16 protein-coding genes are annotated in these 19,134 nt (G+C 35.0%); 7 read left to right on the top strand and 9 right to left on the bottom strand.

Annotation, left to right across the window (positions count from 1 at the left end; translation table 11 throughout):
* Position 1: 1 nt before the first annotated feature.
* Positions 2-556, bottom strand: coding sequence for a hypothetical protein (locus EJA19_RS06445; RefSeq protein WP_240640233.1), 555 nt, complete (start codon positions 554-556; stop codon positions 2-4).
* 12 nt (positions 557-568) lie between these two features.
* Positions 569-2,098 carry a helicase HerA-like domain-containing protein gene (locus EJA19_RS06440; protein ID WP_125467526.1) on the bottom strand — a complete coding sequence of 510 codons (1,530 nt, stop codon included), beginning with the start codon at positions 2,096-2,098 and terminating at the stop codon, positions 569-571.
* Between the two features lie 137 nt (positions 2,099-2,235).
* On the opposite strand from EJA19_RS06440, the gene EJA19_RS06435 reads away from it, so the two are divergent.
* Entirely contained in the window at positions 2,236-2,865 is a 630-nt protein-coding gene (locus tag EJA19_RS06435) for a 7-carboxy-7-deazaguanine synthase QueE (RefSeq protein WP_125467675.1), read from the top strand.
* Positions 2,866-2,915: 50 nt separating this feature from the next.
* On the opposite strand, the gene EJA19_RS06430 is transcribed toward EJA19_RS06435, so the two are convergent.
* Together EJA19_RS06430 and EJA19_RS06425 are read right to left on the bottom strand one after the other, a co-directional pair.
* Positions 2,916-3,452 carry a DUF2911 domain-containing protein gene (locus EJA19_RS06430; protein WP_125467525.1) on the bottom strand — a complete coding sequence of 179 codons (537 nt, stop codon included), beginning with the start codon at positions 3,450-3,452 and terminating at the stop codon, positions 2,916-2,918.
* 133 nt (positions 3,453-3,585) lie between these two features.
* Entirely contained in the window at positions 3,586-4,851 is a 1,266-nt protein-coding gene (locus EJA19_RS06425; RefSeq protein WP_125467524.1) for a YCF48-related protein, read from the bottom strand.
* A gap of 180 nt (positions 4,852-5,031) precedes the next feature.
* Between EJA19_RS06425 and asnB the strand changes: the two genes are divergently transcribed.
* From asnB to secDF, 6 genes are all read left to right on the top strand, one after another.
* Entirely contained in the window at positions 5,032-6,696 is a 1,665-nt protein-coding gene (asnB, locus tag EJA19_RS06420; RefSeq protein WP_125467523.1) for an asparagine synthase B, read from the top strand.
* Positions 6,697-6,984: 288 nt separating this feature from the next.
* Positions 6,985-8,922, top strand: a complete 1,938-nt coding sequence (gyrB, locus tag EJA19_RS06415; RefSeq protein ID WP_125467522.1) for a DNA topoisomerase (ATP-hydrolyzing) subunit B — start codon at positions 6,985-6,987, stop codon at positions 8,920-8,922.
* 99 nt (positions 8,923-9,021) lie between these two features.
* Positions 9,022-10,032 (top strand): DUF6588 family protein, encoded by a 1,011-nt coding sequence (locus EJA19_RS06410; RefSeq protein WP_125467521.1) that lies wholly within the window; start codon positions 9,022-9,024, stop codon positions 10,030-10,032.
* 131 nt (positions 10,033-10,163) lie between these two features.
* A complete protein-coding gene (mdh, locus tag EJA19_RS06405) occupies positions 10,164-11,090 on the top strand; it encodes a malate dehydrogenase (RefSeq protein WP_125467520.1) in 927 nt (308 codons plus the stop codon).
* A gap of 13 nt (positions 11,091-11,103) precedes the next feature.
* The gene (locus EJA19_RS06400; RefSeq protein WP_125467519.1) at positions 11,104-11,769 is read left to right on the top strand and encodes a hypothetical protein; all 666 of its coding nucleotides are present in this window, start codon (positions 11,104-11,106) and stop codon (positions 11,767-11,769) included.
* Positions 11,770-11,930: 161 nt separating this feature from the next.
* Complete coding sequence (gene secDF, locus EJA19_RS06395) at positions 11,931-14,930, top strand: protein translocase subunit SecDF (RefSeq protein ID WP_125467518.1); 3,000 nt, start codon at positions 11,931-11,933, stop codon at positions 14,928-14,930.
* Between the two features lie 82 nt (positions 14,931-15,012).
* On the opposite strand, the gene EJA19_RS06390 is transcribed toward secDF, so the two are convergent.
* From EJA19_RS06390 to folE, 5 genes are all read right to left on the bottom strand, one after another.
* Positions 15,013-15,504 carry a DUF192 domain-containing protein gene (locus tag EJA19_RS06390; RefSeq protein WP_125467517.1) on the bottom strand — a complete coding sequence of 164 codons (492 nt, stop codon included), beginning with the start codon at positions 15,502-15,504 and terminating at the stop codon, positions 15,013-15,015.
* Between the two features lie 8 nt (positions 15,505-15,512).
* A complete protein-coding gene (gene lgt, locus EJA19_RS06385) occupies positions 15,513-16,442 on the bottom strand; it encodes a prolipoprotein diacylglyceryl transferase (RefSeq protein WP_125467516.1) in 930 nt (309 codons plus the stop codon).
* A 71-nt stretch (positions 16,443-16,513) separates the two neighbouring features.
* Positions 16,514-16,753: a membrane protein insertion efficiency factor YidD gene (gene yidD / locus EJA19_RS06380; protein ID WP_125467515.1), complete on the bottom strand. Its 240-nt coding sequence runs from the start codon at positions 16,751-16,753 to the stop codon at positions 16,514-16,516.
* 9 nt (positions 16,754-16,762) lie between these two features.
* Positions 16,763-18,256 carry a cysteine--tRNA ligase gene (cysS, locus tag EJA19_RS06375; protein WP_125467514.1) on the bottom strand — a complete coding sequence of 498 codons (1,494 nt, stop codon included), beginning with the start codon at positions 18,254-18,256 and terminating at the stop codon, positions 16,763-16,765.
* 23 nt (positions 18,257-18,279) lie between these two features.
* The gene (folE, locus tag EJA19_RS06370) at positions 18,280-18,957 is read right to left on the bottom strand and encodes a GTP cyclohydrolase I FolE (protein WP_125467513.1); all 678 of its coding nucleotides are present in this window, start codon (positions 18,955-18,957) and stop codon (positions 18,280-18,282) included.
* Between the last annotated feature and the right edge of the window lie 177 nt (positions 18,958-19,134).

The raw sequence follows: 19,134 nt of genomic DNA, 5'->3' as shown, positions 1-19,134 counted from the left end.
TTTACCAACCTAACATGAAATATTTAATTTTAGCTTTTTCTGGTATTTGAATAGCTTCAATTTTAGTTGAGGTGTTAAATTGTAATTCCGAAGGTAATTCTTTCTTATCAATAGTAAAGAAGGCATTAATGTCGTTTACAAAAACCACAACATTTTTAAGCGTGTTTTGAATACTTGAAATGTTGTAGTTACTTTGAATATCACCAAAAGTACTATTAACCGTAATCCCTTTTTTTGTTTTAAATTTAGAATCCACAACTTTTATTGTTGTTATAGTTGCAGTTGAGTCGTCTATTTTTTCTGGGGTTAATGTTAAAAGCTTATTGTTGCTTTTATCGAATATTGAAATAGAATAATCGGCCTTAAAATAAGCATCTTTAGGACTATTTTTTGCAATAGAATCCTCTGGGAAAACCAGTTTTAAATCTTTAACTTGGGTAGAATCTGTAAGCAATCCAACGTGTTGTTTTTCAATTAAAAAAGGATCTTGTTTGTTTTGGCAACTTAATGCTGTAATGGCCATTACAAAAACAATTATAATATTTTTTTTCATCATATTTTAGGGGTTTTATTTTAGCATTTTTCCAAGTATTCCCAAAACACTGCGTATAACAGTTGGGCTGGTTAATACTTTTACAATAGGGTTTTGTCTTGTGCTTCGTCTTGAAGATGATTTTCTAGACGATGCTTTTTCTAATTTTTCTTTTTCTTCTTGAGCTTTTCTTTTAGCGTCTTCGGCTTCGGCTTTTTCAATTTTTTCGTTTAGTAATTCGTAAGCACTTTCTCGGTCAATAGTTTCATTGTATTTATCGACCATTCGCGACGAACGCAATAAATCTTTTAATTCCTTATCGGTTAAAATGTCCATTCGGCTCATAGGTGCACGCATCATTGTTGCAGCTAAAGGCGTAGGACGGCCTTTTTCATCTAAGGCAGAAATAAGTGCTTCGCCTGTTCCTAACGACGTTAAAACTTCGGCGGTATCGTAATAATCTGTGTCTGGATAGTTTTGTGCCGTTAGTTTAATGGCTTTTCGGTCTTTTGCTGTAAACGCACGTAAAGCGTGTTGAACTTTTAAACCTAATTGTCCAAGGACTTCTTCGGGAACGTCGGTAGGATTTTGGGTAACAAAATACAAGCCAACACCTTTACTACGTATTAACTTTACAATACTTTCTATTTGATCTAGTAAAGCATCGGAAGCTTCGTTGAAAATTAAGTGGGCTTCGTCGATAAACATTACCAATTCTGGTCTTCCAGTATCGCCTTGCTCTGGAAATGTGGAATAAATTTCCGCTAAAAGGCTCAACATAAAGGTTGAGAATAATTTAGGTTTATCTTGAATATCGGTAAGCCTAATGATGTTTATAAAGGCGCGCCCGTTGTCATCTAGTCTTAATAAATCTTGAACATCAAAAGATTTTTCGCCAAAAAATAAATCGCCGCCTTGTTGCTCGATTTCAATAATTTTTCTCAAAATGGCACCTGTAGAGGCCGTTGAAATTCTGCCGTATTCTTTTTGAAACTCTTCTTTACCTTCGTTAGTAGTATATTGAAGCATTTTTTTAAAATCCTTCAAATCTAATAAAGGGAGTTTGTTGTCGTCACAATATTTAAAAATCACCGAAATAATTCCTGCTTGGGTTTCGGTAACATCTAAAATTCTAGACAAGAGAACGGGGCCAAACTCACTTATTGTAGCACGAAGTCTTACGCCATTTTGTTCAGAGATGGTCATAATTTCCACGGGGAAATCCTTGGCTTCAAAAGGCATTCCGATTAATTCGTGGCGTTCGTCAATTTTTACGTGACCAGGGCTTGGTTGTGCCAAACCACTTAAATCACCTTTAATGTCCATAAGTAAAACAGGAACGCCTTTTTCGCTTAAATTTTCAGCTATAACTTGTAGCGTTTTGGTTTTTCCTGTTCCTGTGGCTCCAGCAATTAGGCCGTGACGATTCATCGTTTTTAGCGGTACATTTACAAAAGCTTTGTTTATGGTTTTTCCATCCAACATGGCTGAGCCCAGTGTGATATATTCACCTTTACAAGAGTTGCCCTCGGTTATATGCTTGAAAAATTCATCCTGTCTGCTCATTCTTTTAAGAAATTTGGGTAAAAGTACTACAATTTATGCCAATATAAAATGGGATTATAAGTAAGAAAGCAACTTGATGGTCATATTTTAAGTTACTTTAAGCAAATGCTTCTTAATGAATGATTATCTTTGCGCCAATGAAAGAAGATGTACAGAAATTGGTAGACAAAGGTGAAATGCTTCCGTTAATGGAAGAGTTTTACACCATTCAAGGTGAAGGGTTTCATAAAGGAACAGCAGCTTATTTTATTCGTGTTGGTGGTTGCGATGTTGGTTGCCATTGGTGCGATGTTAAAGAAAGTTGGAATGCGGAGATTCACCCGCCGACGGAAACACCAAAAATAGTTGAAAACGCTAGTCAATATAGTGATACCATAGTGGTAACTGGAGGCGAACCGCTAATGTGGGATATGACACCTTTAACCAATCAGCTTAAAGAAAAAGGCTTACAAATTCATATTGAAACCTCAGGTGCATATCCGTTAACAGGAACTTGGGATTGGATTTGCTTGTCGCCCAAAAAAATGAAGCTTCCAACCGATGAAGTCTATGCAAAAGCCAACGAGCTTAAGGTGATTGTGTATAATAAAGATGATTTTAGATTTGCTGAGGAGCAAGCTGCCAAAGTTAATAACGATTGTATTTTATACTTGCAGCCAGAATGGAGTAAACGAGATAAAATGATGCCACAAATTGTAGATTATGTCATGAAGCATCCCAAATGGAAAGTGTCTTTACAAACGCATAAATACTTAAATATACCTTAATAAAAAAAGCCTCTGTAAAAGAGGCTTTTTTTATTAGTTGTCTTTTTTGCTTATTCCGAAATAGGAACGGCAATTCTAAGTGTTCCCCATCCTAAATGCATGGTGCCGTTGTCGTCAAAAGCAATGGAAAAAGGTTCTAAGTAATCTTTGCCTTCGGTAACAGGAACGGTTATTCTAGCAATATCGTTCTTTTTGTTGTAGCTATAAGCACCCCAAACATCAACATCAGTATTAACAATGACAGTCCATTCTTTTTCACCAGGAATAGTGAATAAAGAATAGGTTCCTGCGGTTACTTTTTTAGTGCCAAATGTAACATCTTTAAAAAAAGTGATTTCTGTAGCTTCGTTAGCACCAGTTCGCCAAACTTTATTATTAGGTGCTAGGGATACAACGGTTCTACCTTTAAGTTGTGGTCTGCTATAAATAACTTTAACCAGTTTTTTTGAAACTCTGTGACTGCTGGGATAAGCAGCAGCATCCATAGGGCTAACGTCTAAATCTTTAAAGTTTTGAGCGGTAAGCGTAACCGATGTTAAAAAAAATAAGGTGAAAAATAATGGTAAAATGTTGGTAGATGATTTCATATTTAAGTTTTAGCTGAAAATTAAAAAAATATTGTTTATTGGTTTATAAAACGAAGTTAAAATTGATAGATAATCAAGATTTAATAGCTTTGATGCTCACGTTTAATGTTTTTTAGGTTTTCCTTAAAAGGTATTATTGCTTAATAAACTTTAAAGACTGCCTTTGAAAATTATTGTGAATGTCCACAAAATACATACCAGATGATAGGGATTGAACATCAAATTTGTAATTTCTTGTAGTTCCTGCTAAAATATTGGTGTCTCTACTTAACTGTTTTATGTATTGCCCATTAGTATCATATAGTTCAATTAAAACGTTGTCGTCATCAGAAAATTCAATAGTAAGGTTCAAATGCGATATAACAGGATTCTTATTAAGTTTTATGTTTAGTTTTTGTGAATCTTGGAAAGCGTGATTATCTGTATTAAGCGTTTCTTCTGTAAATTTATAAATGGTAGTTCCAGCGGCATAAGCCAAATTTTCATTAATAACAAAAATACGATTTAAGTTACCGCCTACATTAATGTTGTTCCAAGTAACTCCGCCATCATTGGTTTGATGAAACCCTGTATTATGGCCACCCATCCATCCAGTGTTTGCGTTAATAAATCCAACTGCCTGAACATCGGTTTCTGGAGCATCATAACTCAACCAATTGTTACCGTTGTCTAAAGATTTTACAAGCTTTCCTGGGTTAGAAGCTACAGAAGAAACCGACCCAAAAATAATATTGCTATCATCCAAAATTTGAAGTTTCCATACATATTCACCTGGAATATTGGTGTTGTATATTTCGGTCCAGGTTTGTCCGCCATCGGTTGTTTTTAAAATACAACCGCCAGTATTGTTTCTGCCACTAGCATACCCAAGCATTTCATTGTGAAATAGCACTTCCACAAGCGCCGTGGCGTAGGCAGACATATCCATAACGTTCCAAGTCGTGCCGCTATCTGTTGACTTAATAATGTGAGCAGGTGTAAAATAGGCGCCGCACCCATATATTGTAGAAGACCCAACAGTATCCAAGCCACAAATGGCCTGTGGATTTGGCGATAAGGAGACTTCAGTCCAATTCTGCCCACCATCAGTGGTTTTGAAGAATTCACCATTTAGAGTGCCTAAAAATCCAATAGTATCATTTAAAAATTCAATATTTCTAAAGTAGTAACTGCCTCCAAGGTCGCTTTCATTGAGTTGCTCTGTCCAAGTAATGCCACCATCTATGGTTTTGTATACTGCAGCGTAATAGCCATTTGCAGCCCAGCCTGTAGTTTCGTTTAAGAAAAATACGTCATCAAACCGCTGGTTGTTGGCGTTATTAGCAATAGAAGTGCTTTGCCACGTTTGACTATGCAAACTAATAGAGAAAAGAAATAGAATAAGGTGTAATGGTTTCATTTATTAAAGGCTGACTTTCATTTTGTAAAAATAACTAATAAAATGAGAGTTGTTTTGTTTTATATTTTATTATTACGACTATATTTTATTTTTAAATGTAAGTGTTTTTGGTTTTAGTGTTTTTATTTGTAATTATTATTTCAATATTTGATTTGTATTTAAAATAAAAAACTAATAATTATGTGCGGAATTGTATGTGCGTTCGATTTAAAACAAAAAACCGAAGATTTAAGACCTCAAATACTTGAGATGTCTAAAAAAATACGTCATCGTGGCCCAGATTGGAGCGGCGTTTTCGATAATGATAAAGCTATTATGGCTCACGAACGTTTAGCTATTGTGGATCCAACTTCAGGGAAACAGCCTTTGTTTTCAGAGGATAAAAAATTGGTTCTGGCTGCCAATGGCGAAATTTATAATCACAGAGCATTGCGAGCACAATTTGAAGGCAAATACAAATTCCAGACAAAAAGTGATTGTGAAGTTATTTTAGCACTTTATAAAGAAAAAGGCGTAAGCTTTATTGATGAACTTAACGGCATTTTTGGTTTTGCTGTATACGATGTGGATAACGATGAATACTTTGTAGCCCGCGACCATATGGGGATTATTCCATTATATATGGGTTGGGATGAAAACGGAACCTTTTATGTTGCTTCCGAATTAAAAGCTTTAGAAGGCTATTGCACAAAGATTGAATTATTTCCTCCAGGACATTATTTATCGAGTAAAGATGGTAAACTTGTACAATGGTATCAACGGGATTGGCAGGATTATGACGCTGTAAAGGATAACGAAACTAGTATTGTGGAACTGCAACAGGCTTTGGAAGATGCTGTTCATAGGCAATTAATGAGCGATGTGCCTTACGGGGTGTTGTTATCTGGTGGGTTGGATTCTTCGGTAACATCTGCCATTGCTAAAAAGTATTCACAAATGCGGGTGGAAGCTGATGATAAAACTCAAGCTTGGTGGCCGCAATTACATAGTTTTTCGGTAGGACTGGAAGGGTCACCAGATTTGGCTGCGGCACAAAAAGTAGCCGACCATATAGGAACTGTGCATCACGAAATTAAATTTACTATTCAAGAAGGTTTAGATGCTATAAAAGATGTTATTTATCAATTAGAAACTTACGATATTACAACTATTCGTGCCAGCACGCCAATGTATTTAATGGCAAGAGTTATAAAATCTATGGGCATAAAAATGGTGTTATCAGGTGAAGGTGCCGATGAGTTGTTTGGTGGGTATTTATACTTTCACAAAGCACCAAATGCTAAAGAATTTCACGAAGAAACAGTAAGAAAACTAAGTAAGTTGCATCAATACGATTGTTTGCGAGCCAACAAAAGCTTAGCGGCTTGGGGTATTGAAGGTCGCGTACCATTTCTAGATAAAGAGTTTATGGATGTCGCTATGCGGATCAATCCTCAAGATAAAATGATTACTCCAGAGCGTATGGAAAAATGGGTAATACGCAAGGCTTTTGAAGACTACTTACCAGAAAGCGTAGCTTGGCGACAAAAAGAGCAGTTTAGTGACGGTGTTGGATATAGTTGGATAGACACGTTAAAAGAAGTCGTTAACGAAGCGGTAACCGATGAGCAATTGGCCAATGCTAAGTATAAATTTCCTATACAAACGCCTACAAGCAAGGAGGAATTTTACTATCGTACTATTTTTACAGAGCATTTTCCAAGCGATACAGCAGCTTTAAGCGTACCGCAGGAACCAAGCGTAGCTTGTAGTACAAAAATTGCCTTGGAATGGGATGAAGCGTTTAAAAATATGAACGAACCGTCGGGTAGAGCTGTGGCAAAAGTGCATACTGATGCGTATTAACAACCATAATTAAGACATAAATCGAATTCAAAATCTCGCTCCTGCGAGATTTTGTGTTTTTAGGCTCTTGTAAGAAATGTTAAAATAAGACAAAATCAAATTTAAGGGTGTTTTTATTCGATTTAAGACACTTTTAAGTAATTAACAATTGTTGATAATTATTGGTTTAAGTCGATTAAAAGCTTTAAAAAAGCGCCAAAATTTCGTATATTTGAAAGTGTTAAATCAAATGCACAAAGGTGCATTTTTTTATGGCATAATATTTAAAAATTAATCAAAAGGAAATATATGAGCGAAGAAGCTAAAAAACAGTATTCCGCCGATAGTATTCAGGCCCTAGAAGGTATTGAACACGTGCGTATGCGTCCGTCGATGTATATTGGAGATGTAGGAACTAGAGGGTTACATCACTTGGTGTATGAAGTTGTTGATAACTCGATTGATGAGGCGTTAGCTGGACATTGCGACACCATTAAAGTTACCATTAACGAAGATAATTCCATCACTACCGAAGATAACGGTCGTGGTATTCCAGTAGATATTCATAAAAAAGAAGGTGTCTCTGCTTTAGAGGTTGTAATGACCAAAATTGGAGCAGGAGGTAAGTTCGATAAAGATTCTTATAAAGTCTCTGGTGGTTTGCACGGTGTTGGGGTAAGTTGTGTAAATGCTTTATCATCAAGCCTAAAAGCAACCGTTTACAGAGATGGTAAAATTTGGGAGCAAGAATATGAACGCGGGAAAACATTATATCCTGTAAAAGCTGTTGGAGATACCGATTTACGCGGAACTGTGGTTACGTTTAAACCAGATCCAGAAATTTTTCAACAAACCTTAGAGTATAGTTACGATACCTTGGCAAGTAGAATGCGTGAACTAGCTTACTTAAACAAAGGAATTACGATTGTATTGACCGATAAGCGTCATAAAACAGATGATGGTGAGTTTGAAGGTGAAACGTTTCATTCTGAAAATGGATTACCAGAATTTGTACAGTTTTTAGATGGTAATCGTGAACCTTTAATTCAGAAAGTGATTGCGTTTGAAGGTGAGAAAAACGATATCCCAGTTGAGGTAGCCATGGTTTACAATACATCTTATGCTGAAAATTTACACTCTTACGTAAACAATATTAATACACATGAAGGCGGAACACATTTAACAGGTTTCCGTCGTGGATTAACGCACACCTTAAAAAAATATGCCGATGAATCTGGAATGTTAGATAAATTGAAATTTGACATTTCCGGAGATGATTTCCGAGAAGGATTAACAGCTATTGTTTCGGTAAAAGTAGCAGAGCCTCAATTTGAAGGGCAAACAAAAACCAAATTAGGTAACCGCGAAGTATCGTCTTCTGTAAGTCAAGCGGTTTCAGAAATGCTAACCGATTATTTAGAGGAACATCCAGACGATGCCAAAACCATTGTGCAAAAAGTTATTCTTGCAGCGCAAGCCCGTCACGCCGCGCAAAAAGCACGTGAGATGGTACAGCGTAAAACAGTGATGAGTATTGGTGGCTTACCTGGAAAATTAAGTGACTGCTCCGAGCAAGATCCAGAGCAATGCGAAGTATTCCTAGTTGAGGGTGATTCGGCAGGTGGAACGGCAAAACAAGGGCGTGATAGAAAGTTTCAAGCCATTCTTCCACTACGTGGTAAAATTCTTAACGTAGAAAAGGCAATGACGCATAAGGTGTTTGAAAACGAAGAAATCAAAAACATTTTTACGGCCTTAGGTGTTACCATAGGAACAGAAGAAGATAGCAAAGCTTTAAACCTTTCAAAGCTACGTTACCATAAAATAGTCATTATGTGTGATGCCGATATTGATGGTAGTCATATTGCAACCCTTATTTTAACATTCTTCTTTCGTTATATGAGAGAGCTAATAGAAAATGGTCATGTTTACATTGCAACACCACCATTATATTTAGTTAAAAAAGGACAAAAGAAACGTTACGCGTGGAGTGATAAAGAGCGCGATGCTATTGCTCAAGAATTTGGAGGAAGCGTAAGTGTACAACGTTATAAAGGTCTTGGAGAAATGAACGCCGAGCAGCTTTGGGACACAACAATGAATCCAGAATTTAGAACCTTACGTCAAGTTAATATTGATAATGGTAGCGAAGCAGATAGAATTTTCTCTATGTTAATGGGTGATGAAGTCCCACCACGTAGAGAGTTTATCGAGAAAAATGCTGTTTATGCCAATATTGATGTTTAAATAATAAACTACTCTAAAAAAAACACCTTTGCTTTTTTTGGTAAAGGTGTTTTTTTATTTAGGCAAAAAAATATGTATTTTACATAAAATTGTCTTCTTATGAAAACACTTAAAACAGTAGTATTATTTTTTCTGCCATTAACTCTTTTTGCCCAAGAAAACATTAATGATTTGTTAGCAGCTGGTGTAAACGATGCTAAAACATTTACATCAAATTATATAGATTCGGCTAGTGATGGTTTAGCTTATGGGATTAATAATGGTTGGTTTAATAGTGGAAAATCATTAAAACGTTTTGGTTTCGAAATATCTATTATAGGAACAGCCTCTTTTATAAAAGAGAGTCATAAAACTTTTGAAATGCATATTTCTGATTATGAAAACGTGCGTTTTTCAGATGGAAGTTCTTCCAAAAAAGTAGCAACAGCTTTGGGGCATAACGATCCCGATATTAATGTTATAATCACTTATGATGATCCTATTTTTGGAGAGCAAGAAACAGAGTTAACTTTACCTACAGGTATAGGGTCGGCAAATATTAATTTAATACCAAAAGCTTTTGTGCAAGCTTCGTTTTCTCCTTTTAAAGGAACACAAATTAAAGGCAGGTTTTTTCCAAAAACAGATATTGAAGATGCAGAGATAGAATTGTATGGTGTAGGTTTACAACAAGAGTTTACCACTTTTTTGCCAGCAGACAAGTTGTTTCCTGTTGCCATATCAGGATTGATAGCTTATACCCATTTAGATGGGGAATATGATTTTACGAATACAGAAATTGTAGATGGAGATAATCAACGTTTGCAAACAGGGGTCAACACTTGGCTTTTTGAAATGATTGTTTCTACAAAACTAAAAGTTATTAATTTTTATGGCGGATTAGGGTATATAACAGGAAAAACAAACACCGATTTTTTAGGAACTTATATTGTTTCTGATGGGGTGTTATTTTCTGAAGAAATACAGGATCCTTTTTCTATAAAAAAAGATGTTTCAGGAGTACGAGCAACAATAGGGGCAAACCTTAAACTTGGCTTCTTTGGCTTAAATATTGATTATACGTTGGCAGAGTTTAATAGTGCAGCTTTAGGACTTAATTTTTCATTCTAAAAATATAAGGTTAAGTTAAAACCGTAAAAGTGTAGGATTTAGTCCTACACTTTTTTCATTTACAGCATAATAATTTGTATTTTCGCTGTCTTAAAAATCACAACACAAAACAATTAAATTTTAATAAACAAATGAAAGTAACAGTAGTTGGAGCAGGAGCAGTAGGTGCTAGTTGTGCCGAATATATTGCCATTAAAAATTTTGCATCAGAAGTCGTTTTATTAGATATTAAAGAAGGCTTTGCAGAAGGTAAAGCTATGGATTTAATGCAAACCGCTTCATTAAATGGTTTCGATACTAAAATAACCGGTGTAACTAACGATTATACTAAAACAGCAGGTAGCGATATTTGTGTAATAACATCTGGGATTCCACGTAAGCCAGGAATGACTCGCGAAGAATTAATAGGAATCAACGCAGGAATTGTTAAATCTGTATCTTCAAGTTTAATCGAGCAATCTCCAAACACTATTATTATTGTGGTAAGTAACCCAATGGATACTATGACGTATTTGGTACACAAAACTACCGATTTACCAAAGAATAGAATTATAGGAATGGGTGGTGCCTTAGACTCTGCACGTTTTAAGTATAGACTAGCAGAAGCTTTAGAAGCACCAATTAGCGATGTAGACGGAATGGTGATTGGTGGACATAGCGATAAAGGTATGGTACCATTAACAGCACACGCTACAAGAAATAGTGTGAAAGTAACTGAGTTTTTATCAGAAGAACGTTTAAATCAGGTAAAAGAAGATACTAAAGTAGGTGGAGCAACACTTACAAAATTATTAGGTACTTCGGCATGGTATGCGCCAGGAGCTGCAGTAAGTGGTTTAGTACAAGCCATTGCTTGCGACCAAAAGAAAATGTTCCCTTGTTCTGCTTTATTAGAAGGTGAATTTGGATTAAATGATCTTTCTATTGGTGTCCCAGTAATCTTAGGACGCAACGGAATTGAAAAAATCGTTGAGATAGAGTTGAGTGATGCCGAAAAAGCACATTTAACAGAGAGTGCCGAAGGCGTTAAGAAAACCAATGGTCTTTTAGAGCTATAAACAAATATTTTAAATGAAAAGATTAGCGTTATATTTATTTGTTTCTGTTTTTTGTGCATCGTTAGTAGCGCAAGAAAAAATAACAGAAGGTGTGATGTCTTCAACAATAAAACTGTCAAGTTCAAATTCGCAAATGAACAGTCAGTTTGCTATGATAGGCGATATTTCATCTGTCACTTATTTTAAAGGAAACAAAACAAGAACAGAAGCGGCAAACCCAATGACAGGGACTTCTACCGTGATTATTGATAATGCTACCAAGAAAATGCTAGCTTATGTAAATAATGCGGCAATGGGTAAAAAGTATATGCAAGATAGTATTCAACCTTCAGAAGACGAATTAAAAAACGTTACTGTAGAAAAAGGTACAGAAACCAAAACAATTCTTGGGTACACATGTCAGCAATACTTTGCTAATTTAAAAGAAGATGGAGCAACCGTAAATATGGAACTTTATACAACCGATAAATTACCAGCCGTTTCAGATAAAACAGCTGTTTTAGGTGGTAAAGTAAAAGGTTACCCATTATACCTTAAAATGGAAGCCCAAAACAACGGCATGGATATGATTATGACAACAGAAGTTACAGAAATAAAACAAGAAACTGTAGCCGAAGACAAGTTTAATATGACGCCACCAGAAGGGTATACAAAAACCAATAATTTAAATGGTATTTAATAAAAACCCTTAAGATATTCTAAAGCAGCCTACAAAAAGGCTGCTTTTTTGTTTTATATAAGCCATAAACTCGTAAAACCTTTTGCGTAATCACTATATAAAATATATATTTGCTCGTTTTTAAAAATAACAACAAAATAAACTAATTAATTACATCAATAATGCAGAATAAAGGATTAGTAAAGCTGTTTGCGATTTTGTTTGGTTTGGTGAGTATTTATCAATTATCATTCACATTCAAAGCGAATAGTGTTGAAGATGAAGCACAAACCATTTCCAACGGAAATTTTGAAGAAGAAAGAATTTATTTAGATTCTCTTTCAAGTGAAAAAGTTTTTGATTTAGGATTTGCCGATTACACTTACAACGAAGTAAAAGAAAACGCCATGAATCTTGGTTTAGATTTAAAAGGTGGTGTAAGTGTTATATTGCAAGTTTCTGTAAAAGACATCTTAAAAGGATTAGCTAATTACAGTAAAGATCCTGTATTTAATAAAGCATTAAACGATGCAACCGAGCTACAAAAAAACAGTCAGAACACGTATTTAGAAGACTTTTTTGTGGCTTTTGATGCGATTAAAGGCGACAAAAAATTAGCCTCACCAGAAATTTTTGCTAACAGAACATTAAGTGAGGAAATCACTTTCGATATGTCTGATGATCAGGTAAAACCTATCATTGAAACAAAAATAGACGAATCTATCGTTTCTGCATTCGAAGTATTACGTAAACGTATCGATGAGTTTGGTGTTGTTTCACCTAGCATTCAACGTTTAGGAGATTCTGGACGTATTTTAGTAGAATTACCAGGGGTAAAAGATAAAGAACGTGCTATTAAGCTTTTACAAAGTACAGCACAATTAGAATTTTGGGAAGCTTACAAAGGTGAGCAATTTATGGGCTTTTTAAATCAAGCCAATGAGTTGTTAAAAGACATGGAAGCGGAGCAAGAAGATGCAGTAGCAGAAAATACAGAAGAAGAAAAACCTACTGATGATACAGAGCAAACAGAAGACGATAAAATTGCCGATCTTTTAGGTGAAGATCCAGACTCATCTGCTGTAGAAAATAATCCATTAGGAAAATTAATTAGAGGATTTGGTTACCAAGGTGGTCCAATTGTAGCGCAATTTGCTGTTAAAGACAAAGACTTAGTAGAGGAGTACTTAAACATGCCTCAAGTAAGAGCTTTATTGCCAGCAGAAATGCGCGAAGTAAAATTCCTTTTTGGGAAACCAGCTACCGATAGCGAAATAATAGATTTATACGCTTTAATAGGCAATAGAGATAATGTGCCACCATTAAGTGGAGCTGTTGTAACAGATGCTAGACAAGAATTTGGGCCAACAGGTAAACCTGTAGTGTCTATGCAAATGAACACTAAAGGTGCTAAAATCTGGGAAGAATTAACAGGAAAAGCGTATCAGCAACAAAGTCAAATTGCTATTGTACTTGACAACGTTGTGTATTCTGCACCAGGAGTAACTACAGGAGCTATTTCTGGAGGTAATTCTCAAATTTCTGGAGAGTTTACTTTAAACGAAGCTACCGACCTTGCTAACGTACTACGTGCCGGTAAATTACCTGCTTCTGCCGATATTATTCAAGGTGAAGTGGTAGGACCATCATTAGGTCAAGAAGCGATAGATAGTGGTAAATTATCATTCTTAATAGCTTTAGGATTAGTATTAGTATGGATGTTATTTTACTACGGAAAAGCTGGCCTTTTTGCCGATATCGCTATGCTATTCAATATTTTATTAATCTTTGGTGTATTATCAGGATTAGGTGCTGTGTTAACGTTACCAGGTATTGCAGGTATTGTATTAACTATTGGTATGTCGGTTGATGCGAACGTACTTATTTTTGAGCGTATACGAGAAGAACTTTATAAAGGTAAAGAGCAAAAAGAAGCTATTCAAGATGGTTTTGCAAATGCTTTATCCTCTATTTTAGATGCCAATATTACAACAGGTTTAACAGCATTAATCCTATTTATTTTTGGTACAGGACCAATTAAAGGATTTGCTACAACTTTACTTATAGGTATTGGTACATCATTATTTACGGCCATCTTTATTACACGATTAATCGTAGATTGGTATGTAGGTAGAGGTGGAAAATTAGAATTCTCTACAGGAATTACTAAAAACCTTTTCAGAAACATAAATATCGAATTCCTTAAAAAGCGTAAGGCAGCTTATATTATATCAGCCGCTTTAATCGTTGTAAGTTTAGGATCGTTATTTACAAATGGATTAGATCAAGGTGTTGATTTTGTTGGAGGTAGAACATATCAAGTGCGTTTTGCCGATGATATTAGTGCTTCTGAAATTACATCTACACTAACAGATGTATTTGGTAGTGCCGATGCTAAAACCTTTGGTAGCGCTAATCAATTAAAAATTACTACTAAATATAAAGTAAACGAAGTAGGAACAGAGGTTGATGAAGAAATAAGACAAGACTTATACAACGCTTTACAACCTTACTTTAATGGTTTAAGCTACGAAGAGTTTATTAGCGATAATGAACACAAAACAGTTGGCTTAATGAAGTATTACAAAGTAAGCCCTACAATTGCCGATGACATTAAGAAAGCTTCTTTCTGGGCTATTTTAGGATCGTTAATCGTTGTATTCCTTTATATCTTATTTAGATTTAAGCGTTGGCAATTCTCTCTAGGTGCAGTAGCAGCTGTATTCCACGATGTGTTAATTGTATTAGGGATTTTCTCTCTAACCTATAAGTTTATGCCATTTACTATGGAGATAGATCAGGCATTTATTGCGGCAATTCTTACAGTAATTGGATATTCGTTAAACGATACCGTGGTTGTGTTCGATAGAATTCGTGAGTTCTTTAACGAGCACACAAGCTGGGATTTCGATAAAGTTATTAACTCATCGTTAAGCAGTACATTAAGTAGAACATTAAATACCTCGTTAACAACATTAGTAGTATTGCTTTCTATCTTTATTTTTGGAGGCGATTCTATTAGAGGATTCATGTTTGCATTAATAATTGGTGTTATTGTAGGTACGTATTCATCGTTATTTATTGCAACGCCAATTATGTACGACACCGTGAAGAGGGGAGATGCAAAAGAAGGATTAAGAAAGAAAGAAGATCCTAAAGAAGAGGAAGAGCAAGAGGCTTAATGCTTTTTAAATGTGATATATAAATAAAAACCCTTTCAATATCTGAAAGGGTTTTTTTATGGGTAACAAGAACGTTTGCTTTTTATTCAGATAATTCTGAGAATGTTATTTTATCGCCTTCGGTTAATTGCCACACATCAGAAAGTCCTGCGTTAACTTCTAAAACATATTTAGCAGGTACTTTAGATGGTAATGAACTTTCATCTAAAGGTTTGGCGTTCTTTTGAATACTAACAATAGAAAGGTTTTCATTTAAATAGATAATATCTAAAGGAATACGCGTGTTTTTCATGTAGAAATACCTTGGGGACACATCATCAAAAATAAATAGCATACCACGGTTTTTCTTCATTGAAGAACGATACATTAAACCTGTTTGTGTTTCGTAGCTAGTTTTAGCAATTTCTATATCTAATTGTGTAATAATAGAATCCGATGTGGCTTTAAAAATGGTTAATTCACCTTCTTTTTTAAACGACACTTCGGTAGGTTTTATGTTTTTAGCGTCCTCTTCTTTGCAGGAATAACTAAACATTGTGCCAACAATAATAGCTGGTAAAAGGTATTTTTTCATATTTATGATTAAACTTTTTTAGATGTTTTCTTATAGAAGAACATAAAATACAGTCCAATAAGAATAAAAGGAATGCTTAACCATTGTCCTGTGTTAAGTCCAAACGAATTAATGTATTCATCGCCTTGAGGCTCTTTTACAAACTCGATAAAGAAACGAACTGTCCATAGCATAACAAGAAATAATCCAAACAAAAACCCTAGTTGATTGGCTTTTGATGTTTTTTTGTAGATATACCATAAAATAAGAAATACAAAAATGTAACAAAACGATTCGTAAAGTTGTGCTGGATGTCTGTAAGGAACAGCATCCAATAAATTGCTGAATTCAGGGTTGTTAGCAATGGCGTCGTAAGCTTTTTTAGCAGGTTGAATATTGGTTAATTGAACAGCTTCGTACTTGTTATATTCCTCTTGAATAAAGCGTACGCCAAAAGCAGAATCGGTTATTTTACCAATAATTTCGGAGTTTATAAAGTTTCCAATTCGTATAAAAATTGCCCCAGAGGCCACAGGTATTACAACACGATCTAAAATCCACATTAACGATTTGTAAGTGTACTTTTTTCGATATAAATACATGCCTATAATAATACCAATGGCAGCGCCATGGCTTGCTAGGCCTTGAAAACCGGTGAATTCAAATTCTGGTTTAAATCTAAATGGTAGAAAAATACTAAAGAAATCTTGGCTTATTAATTCCGATTGGTAAAATAGCACATGTCCTAATCTAGCACCAATCATGGTGGCTAACACCGTGTATATAAAAAGCGGATCTAAATATTCTAATTTTACTTTTTCACGGGTAAAAATATACTTCATAATATACCAGCCTATTAAGAAGGCGGTAATCCACATCATGCTATAAAAATGAAGCTTGAAGTTTCCTACAATATCAATACCAGTAATTGGGTTCCAATCGAATTTAAGAAGGTGCATAGTTATATTTTTCTGTATGTAAATATAGATAAATGCTTACGTTATAAAAAGTAAATAAATAATAACAAACGTTAATTCTTATCTGCTTTATCTGGAACAGGGTCGTATCCAGAACCACCCCAAGGATGACAACTAAAAATACGTTTTAAGGCTAACTTACCGCCATGCCATAAGCCATGTTTCTCTAGGGCTTCTATAGTGTAGTGCGAGCATGTAGGTTGGTATCTACAAGTGGCAGGAAAAAAAGGAGAAATAGCGTTTTGGTAAAACTTCACTAAAAAAATAAAAGGAGCAATAACAAAACGCTTCATCTTATAAGTTTAATTTACGGTAAATGTTGTGCCATCTTTACCATCTTTAAGCTGAATGCCTATTTCGGCTAGTTCGTCTCTAATTTGATCTGATAATTTAAAGTCTTTATTGGCTCTCGCTTCCTGGCGCATATTAATAAGTAATTCAACAATATTAGAGAGCTTATCTTCAGACTTATTGGAATTATTCGTGGTGGAAGATTGCGATTGTAACCCTAACACATCAAAAACAAAATTATGAATAGTGGTTTTTAATACTTCTAAATCTTGAGTCGTTATGGTAGCCGATTCGTCTTTAATTTGATTAATGTATTTTACGGCTTCAAACAGATGAGCAATTAACACAGGAGAGTTAAAATCGTCATTCATCGCATCGTAGCACTTTTGCTTCCAATTGTTAACATTTATAGAAGAGGCGTCAGACGTTTTTAATCCATCTAATAAATTAATAGCTTCCATAAGTCTGTTAAAACCTTTTTCGCTAGCTAATAAGCCGTCGTTAGTTAAGTCGAGCACGCTTCTGTAATGGGCTTGTGCAATAAAAAAACGAATAACACTAGGCGCAAAGGCTTTACTAAAAAAGGTATTATCACCAGAAAGCAGTTCTTGCGGATTGACAATATTACCTGTTGTTTTAGACATGCGTTGTCCGTTTAACTCGAGCATATTGGCATGCATCCAATAGTTGACAGGCGATTCGCCTTTAGCAGCTTCATTTTGAGCAATTTCACATTCATGATGTGGGAATTTTAAATCCATTCCGCCACCGTGAATATCAAAACGATCACCTAAATATTTAGTACTCATGGCTGTACATTCTAAATGCCAACCAGGAAATCCATCACCCCAAGGAGATGGCCAACGCATAATATGTTGCGGTTCGGCTTTTTTCCAAAGTGCAAAATCTTGTGGGTTTTTCTTATCACTTTGACCATCTAATTCACGTGTATTGTGAATTAAATCTTCTAGTTTACGTTTACTTAACTTACCGTATTCGTTGGTTTCATTAAATTTATGAACATCGAAATATACCGAGCCATTAATTTCATAAGCAAATCCATTATCGATAATATCTTTAATAAGTTCAATTTGCTCTATAATATGTCCTGTTGCAGTTGGCTCTATACTTGGCGGTAGAAAGTTAAAGGTGTTTAAAATGTTATGAAAATCGACCGTATAACGCTGTACAACTTCCATGGGTTCTATTTGTTCTAAACGCGCTTTTTTTGTGATTTTATCTTCACCCGTGTCGGCATCGTTTTCTAAGTGACCAGCATCGGTAATGTTTCTAACATAGCGCACTTTATAACCTAAATGCTTTAAGTAACGAAAAATCATATCAAACGACATAAATGTTCTTACATTACCCAAATGTACATTGCTGTAAACTGTTGGGCCGCAAACATACATACCTATGTGACCTTCGTTTATTGGTTTAAAGGTTTCTTTTTCCCCAGATATTGAATTGTATATTTTTATGTCTTGAGATTGGTATAGTGGCATAGTTAGAAATGTCTTTTAAATATTTAAAATGCGGTGTCTAATTTTATGTAGTCTAAAAACTCTTTTCTAGTGGCAATGTCTTTAAACTTTCCGCCAAACTCTGAAGTTACTGTGCTGCTTTCAATATCACGGATACCTCTAGAGTTTACGCAAAGGTGTTTCGCGTCGATAACACAAGCAACGTCTTCAGTATTTAATACTTTTTGAAGTTCACGTACAATTTGAATAGTTAGTCGCTCTTGTACTTGAGGACGTTTTGCAAAATAGTCTACAATACGATTCATTTTAGATAAACCAACAACGTTACCACTAGAAATGTAAGCGACGTGTGCTTTACCAACGATTGGTAGTAAGTGGTGCTCGCAAGTGGAGTAAACTGTAATGTTTTTTTCAACAAGCATTTCGCCATACTTGTATTTATTATCAAACGTAGAAGCCTTTGGTTTGTTTTCAGGGTTTAAGCCTCCAAAAAGTTCTTTTACAAACATTTTTGCCACTCGCATGGGAGTTCCGTTAAGACTGTCATCGGTTAAATCAAGACCTAGAGTTTCCATAATATGCCTAACATCATCTTTAATAATGTCAATCTTTTCTTCGTTAGAAAGATTAAAGGCATCTTTACGTAAAGGGGTGTCAAACGAAGTACCGATATGGTCGTCTCCTAAGGCATCAAATTCTTCTATATTTTTATCAAGCTTCATAGCAATATTCTAAAAGTGGAATTAATCTGCAAAGATAAGAAATTCCGAGTATTAATGATTTGTATAACAGCTGTATTTCAAATTGATTAAAATTTAACTAACATTTCCCTAAAAATTTCTTAAATTTCGTCACTTTTTTAACAAAAAATTTAATTGTATATGGGTGAGTTGCTTCAC

Origin of the sequence: Mangrovimonas spongiae (assembly GCF_003944795.1) — a bacterium.
Lineage (GTDB): Bacteria > Bacteroidota > Bacteroidia > Flavobacteriales > Flavobacteriaceae > Mangrovimonas > Mangrovimonas spongiae.
The sequence above is the reverse complement of the archived record's forward strand: the minus strand, read 5'-3'. Positions and strand labels throughout refer to the sequence as shown.